Origin of the sequence: Alkalibacterium indicireducens, assembly GCF_039522005.1 — a bacterium.
Taxonomy (GTDB): Bacteria; Bacillota; Bacilli; order Lactobacillales; family Carnobacteriaceae_A; genus Alkalibacterium; species Alkalibacterium indicireducens.
Map to the genome: position 1 here is coordinate 1 of NZ_BAAADA010000090.1, position 5,761 is coordinate 5,761.

Sequence of the window (5,761 nt, forward strand, 5' to 3'; positions counted from 1 at the left end):
GCATAATAATCGGTACCAAGTCAATGACACCAAGGGTCAAAGGCTATTTTTTAACTGCAAAACTTGAGTTATTACAGATTAAGACAAGTCGACAATTTTTTTAAAAAATCAGGACTTAAAAAACCAATTCTTACTAAGAATATGGTAGAAGAATATGTAAGTAAAAGAGACAATGAATCTACTAAAACACAACATCAAAGAATGAGTACCATTCGTCAATTTGCTCTGTTCATGAATATGTTAGGCTTTAATTTTTACGTTTTCCCTAAAAATGAGTTTGTAAAACAAAGAGATAATTTTATCCCGTATATTTTTACTCATGATGAAATTACACGAATCTGGTCGATAGTTGATCAGTTGAAATTCTCAGGGAACAGTAAATATGCTCACCTCATTTATCCAATGCTCTTACGAATGTTATATGGGTGCGGATTACGAATTAATGAAGCACTGACTCTGCAGAAAACAGATATTAATCTAAAAGATGGTGTGATTACAGTAAGTAAAGGAAAAAATAACATCACTCGTTTTGTTCCTATGACGGAAACCCTAAGGATTTATGGTCAACACTATGTTAAAAACATGGCATTTGATATGAGTACGGAAGGATATTTTTATCCTGCTCCAGACGGGCGAAAATATAATAGTGGCTCAATTTTGAGTGGCTTCAGAAGAATATTACGTGACGCTGAAATAATAACTGATGAATCAGTAAAACCTCGGATACATGATTTACGTCATACCTTTGCAGTACACTCTTTAGAAAAAATGATTAATGAAGGACAAGATATTTATTCTTTTCTTCCTATCCTTCAGACCTATATGGGACACCGAGATGTTGAAAGTACAGAACAGTATCTGCGAATGACGAGCGATACCTACGGTAATATTATTAATTCAACTGAAGAAATGTATCAGGATGTTTTTCCGGAGGTGCAAGAAAATGAACGATTATAATTTCGGGAAATATTTGTCGATATACTTTCTTCGATACATTCCTTCAAAAATGGACTATAGCGAAAATACAGTTAAAGCATATCGCGATACATTCACTATCTTTTTAAGATATTGTACGGAAGTTCTTAATTTAAAACCGGAAAAATTGACACTAAAAGAAATAAACAAAGATTTGATTGAGACTTTTTTGAATTGGCTAATAGATGAGAAGAGATATTCCGTCAGAACAAGGAACCAAAGACTTGCAGCTTTTCATTCCTATTTTCGTTTTCTTCAAACTGAAGTGCCAGAATATTTGGACGTTTGTAATTCTGTCTTTTCAATAAAGGCAAAGAAAGTGTCGAATATAGAACAGATGACTTACTTGTCAATTGATGCAATACGAAAACTGTTGGATGCTCCAAACCGAAAAACAATAAGAGGAAAAAGAGATTTAGCTATTCTCACACTTTTATACGATACTGGCGCAAGAGTTCAGGAAATTATTGATTTAAAGGCTTCCGATTTGAGACTGTCTTCTCCAGCGACTGTCACACTGATAGGAAAAGGACAAAAAGTTCGCGTGATACCAATTACAGCTCAGACTGTAGCTATTATGGAATCATATTTAGATAGCTACCAGCTAAGTAATGAAAAGAGTGTTACAACTCCCATTTTTTTCAACAAACAGCACAAAAAACTTAGTCGTGCCGGTATAACTTATATTTTAAAGAAACATTATGAAGCAGCTCGTAAAGATAACCCTGATCTATTTCCATCAAAAATTTCGCCACATGCCTTAAGGCATAGTAAAGCGATGCACTTACTGGAAGCCAATGTAAATTTAATTTATATTCGAGATTTTTTAGGACATGCATCTATTTCTACAACTGAAGTATATGCAAAAGCCAACCCTGAGATTAAACGGAAAGCAATTGAAACAGCGAGCAAGAATATTCTTCCTGAAGAAGTATTAAGCGAAGATAAAAAAGAAAGTTTGTTAAATTGGCTGAAAGAATTTATTTAGATTAAAAAGTATAAATAAGTAGATTTAATTATGTAAAGATAATTCCTTGGTTAAGCGGTGAAACTAATATTTCATCGCTTAACTTAACATAATTAATTACTTCTCATAAGATGAATGGCTACTAGATGATTTATCAGAAGATGACCTGAAATTTCTCTTCGAAATCATTGAACGTCGCTACGACTCCGGCTCCACCATCTATTGTACACAATTTAGAAAGTCAGATTGGCATAAAAGATTAGGAGGCGGTGTTCATGCGGACGCCATTATGGATAGAATCGTGCATAATGCCGTATGGTTTGATACAGGTCAATTAAATATGCGAGAACAGTTAGCTAAAGCAAGTACCAACTAAATTCTGTCACACAAGCCACGCTTTCACCGAGCGTGGCTATTTAGTGGACTCTAAGAACGAACAAGTGGACTCGGAATGGATATTGAAGGACTCATTCTAGCGTATAGGTGGGTCTAAAACAGCGTAATAATCAGCACCTCCATAAGCTAAAAGATGACTTGTTAAATCCTTATTTTGAAGACTCTATTCGCCGTAAAGTCACAAAGGAAGCAATGGTCATTTTCCGCAAATGTAGGTACTCTGTAGACCCTCGCTATATCGGAAAAGAAGTTGACTTGGATCTTTCCGAAAACGAAGAGCACGTGCACATTTATTATAACGGAGAACAGATTCGTTCGCACCCACTTACCACAAAAAGATTGAACTATAACCAAAAAGATTTGGTTCATATACTTAAATCAGACGTCATGAGCCACAAAGAAGATGACATCCAAGAACATATTAAACGAAGTTTAAAGCAATATGATTTACTGGAGGTGCCTTCGAATGAGCAGTAACTATCAAAAGCTATTAAATAATCTAGAGGCCTTGAATTTAAAACATATGAGAGAATATGTGCCAAACTATGTTGAAATTGCCAATCGGGATGAGCTTTCTTTAACAGAAGCTCTTCTAGAATTAACTAATCAAGAATTAGACTTTCAAACGAATCAGACTGTGGAACGTGTCATCCAGCGCGCACGCTTTCCCAAACGGACATCACTTGAAGAATTTGATTTCAACTTTCAACCAAGCGTTAACAAAAAAGAGATTCTAGACTTGAAACATATGGCTTTTATGGAGAAAAATGAAAACTTAGTTGACTACTGCCACACATTTGTACCACTGATGCCAACTTTCTTACCACTGTTTGCCAAAGAATGTACCACCTTTTGCCAGCTTGATGTACCACTAAAGAAATATCCCATAACCCACTGTATGATTGATTTAGAAAAAAGAGAATTTAACTTTGTTGAAAAAGTACCTAAAGAATTAATCCAAGAATGTTATTCAAAGTTAAAATTAATGTATTAAATAAAAGCAGCCGACTGGAAATAAATTCCTTAAGTCTGCTGCTTTTAATGAACGGTTGTCTTCCTTAGAAAAAGTGGTTAATAGTGTCACTTATTTTTTTAACTAAATCGGAGTTTAAGTGTGAAATTGGCTTTCCTATAACTCTGAGAGTCGGATCAATACTTCTTATGTGTTGAAGTAATATTGTGCCCTTTACCTTCTCGTTATTTGGAATTGAAACGAAAAATGGTGAAACAGTAAAACGCTCTTCTTTATATTTTTGAGAGTTACTGATAGGAGCGATTAGAACAGTATTCAAATATCGATTGTAAAAGTTGTTACTGACCACTAAACAGGGCCTAGTCTTTTTTGTTTCTGTTCCTTTTGACGGATCTAGATTAACGAGTATGATATCTCCTTGTCTGAGTTTAGCCATTAATCAAAATCCTCAGCTTCTAAATCTTCACCCCAGGTCATTTCTTTATCATCAATAGAGCCATAGGTTGCTTGCTGTTCCTCTACATCTTCCCAAAAAGCTTTCTTTTTATCCACGCTTTTAATAACCACGTCTCCTTGTTCGTTAGTATAAAATATAATGTGATCATGAGACTTAATATCTAATGCGGTTCGAATGGACTTTGGAATAGTTACTTGGTTTTTAGATGTGATTTTTGCAGTAACAGGATTTCTTTCTTTGTAGCTAATCATTTCATTCACTCCCAATTTAATAGATAATTCTTATTATAGCACAAAAGTAAGGAAAAGTAAGGAGTGAGACTTTGGTTTTTGTCTTTTTTTGTTAATGGAATATGTTATGATAAACGAAACAAATAACAGGAGGCATTCACCGTGCTCATACATACAACAGATAAATTTATGTCAGAAATAGAAAAAGCAAAAGGTCACGTCTTGCCGCTCGATCCTACTAATCCAAACGAGAATGCTTGGTTAGCCCATATTGCTATTTTGAATCGAAGAAAAGCGCTCGTACTTGTCAATTTAGAAACGCAGTTAACACTTGTTGCTTGGCCACTTAAAAAAGAAGAATTAAGTAAGATTGAGAACATCATTCACTATGTCAGACAAGCGTATTTTGACTATTTAGGTCTCAATTGGGTCAAGCAGATGGAAATAGAGAAGAAATTTGATAACCGAGATTTGGTATGGACTAAGGGAGAAAACATCGATACACCAGACTATCTTGAAGAAGTCATTAGACCTTTAAGAATGGAAGTGAGAGGGTTTGATGATGAAGAGATTGTCCAGCTGAAATTAATGGAAAAAGTCAATAACCGATTAGTCACTTATCCAGATGGAACCGAAGATACACCGTTAAATAAATGGGAATCATTCTTAAGCGATAAAGGATTAGGAGAGAACCTCGTATTCACGCCACCTGTTGCAGAATTAAAGGTAAGCCTTGAATTGGAAACAGAAGAAGATGTCGTGAGGGTTTTACAGGTTCCAATGACTTATACTTTTAATCAGTTGCATCACATACTGCAGAAAGCCTTCATGTGGGACGATTATCATTTGCATCAATTCACTTTTGAAAAACCAAATGGTATGTCTGTCTGTCTAGTAGACGACGATGAATCATTCGGGTATAAACAAAGACAACAAATAATGAAATACGATGAAGAAGTGCAGCTGCTGGAATACATCCGTTCCGGAGATGTCTTTCTGTATGAATATGATTTCGGAGATGATTGGAGACATAGAATTGAAGTGACCCAAATCATTGAAAAGCCGAGTCTTCGAAAAGCGCGTTTAATAGACATGCAAGGGGACCCGGTACCTGAGGATGTCGGAGGAGTAGACGGCTATGCAGAATTTAAACAGGTGATGTCTGATCCATCCGATGAACAGTATGAGCATTTTTCTATGTGGAGTGAACGATTCAGAAGTCGTTTATCCATACACACTTTAAATAGTATTAACTTTAGTTTAGATAGACTTTAAGTTCAATTACTATAATCTGAGCGCACCGCTAATTCAAACCAATAATCCGGCGGGATCAGGAGATGCTACTATCGATAGTTCCGCTGTTTCTAATTGTAGAAAAGCATTCTATACCGATAAAAAAGAGGCGAAAAAAGGCAATGTGATCCAGCAGCGTATTCACGTCTGCTGGATCATATTGCTGTTAACTGGTTGTAATTGCTAAGGTGTGCTTACTTAATTTATAGTAACCATTTTTATCAGTGAATTGATAAATAATTGTTTTATTTCTAGTTGAAATTTTTTGTCTGCAAAAAATGACCGCTTAATTTAAGAAGTTGATGCACTTTTTCAGCTCATTTATGAAGATAACGTACTTATCTTTCTAAGTGAGCTAGGAAAATGTTCCTACTTCTTTAGAAAACTGGGAAACTTAAGAACTCAAGTTTTGCAGTTAAAAAATAGCCTTTGACCCTTGGTGTCATTGACTTGGTACCGATTATTATGCC

The 5,761-nt window shown here is 35.3% G+C and carries 6 protein-coding genes and 2 pseudogenes; 6 read left to right on the plus strand and 2 right to left on the minus strand.

Annotated features, from left to right (window positions below; genetic code table 11):
* The first annotated feature begins 63 nt into the window (after positions 1-63).
* From ABFX15_RS05865 to ABFX15_RS12170, 5 genes and pseudogenes are all read left to right on the plus strand, one after another.
* The gene (locus tag ABFX15_RS05865) at positions 64-957 is read left to right on the plus strand and encodes a tyrosine-type recombinase/integrase (protein ID WP_346024545.1); all 894 of its coding nucleotides are present in this window, start codon (positions 64-66) and stop codon (positions 955-957) included.
* Positions 944-1,963 (plus strand): site-specific integrase, encoded by a 1,020-nt coding sequence (locus tag ABFX15_RS05870; protein ID WP_197105352.1) that lies wholly within the window; start codon positions 944-946, stop codon positions 1,961-1,963. The genes ABFX15_RS05865 and ABFX15_RS05870 overlap by 14 nt, the downstream gene beginning before the upstream one ends.
* A 121-nt stretch (positions 1,964-2,084) precedes the next feature.
* Positions 2,085-2,318, plus strand: a pseudogene (locus ABFX15_RS12165) (ATP-binding protein); the annotation flags it as partial.
* A 107-nt stretch (positions 2,319-2,425) separates the two neighbouring features.
* Positions 2,426-2,815, plus strand: coding sequence for a Mu transposase domain-containing protein (locus tag ABFX15_RS05875; RefSeq protein ID WP_346024546.1), 390 nt, complete (start codon positions 2,426-2,428; stop codon positions 2,813-2,815).
* A pseudogene (locus tag ABFX15_RS12170) lies at positions 2,805-3,119 on the plus strand (ATP-binding protein); the annotation flags it as partial. The gene ABFX15_RS05875 and the pseudogene ABFX15_RS12170, both read left to right, overlap by 11 nt.
* 277 nt (positions 3,120-3,396) lie before the next feature.
* On the opposite strand, the gene ABFX15_RS05885 reads toward ABFX15_RS12170, so the two are convergent.
* The gene (locus tag ABFX15_RS05885; protein ID WP_346024548.1) at positions 3,397-3,747 is read right to left on the minus strand and encodes a type II toxin-antitoxin system PemK/MazF family toxin; all 351 of its coding nucleotides are present in this window, start codon (positions 3,745-3,747) and stop codon (positions 3,397-3,399) included.
* On the minus strand, positions 3,747-4,019 hold the full coding sequence (locus tag ABFX15_RS05890) for an AbrB/MazE/SpoVT family DNA-binding domain-containing protein (protein ID WP_346024549.1): 273 nt from the start codon (positions 4,017-4,019) through the stop codon (positions 3,747-3,749). Before ABFX15_RS05890 ends, ABFX15_RS05885 begins: the two co-directional genes overlap by 1 nt.
* A 141-nt stretch (positions 4,020-4,160) precedes the next feature.
* Between ABFX15_RS05890 and ABFX15_RS05895 the strand changes: the two genes are divergently transcribed.
* The gene (locus ABFX15_RS05895; RefSeq protein ID WP_346024550.1) at positions 4,161-5,273 is read left to right on the plus strand and encodes a plasmid pRiA4b ORF-3 family protein; all 1,113 of its coding nucleotides are present in this window, start codon (positions 4,161-4,163) and stop codon (positions 5,271-5,273) included.
* The last annotated feature ends 488 nt before the right edge of the window (positions 5,274-5,761 follow it).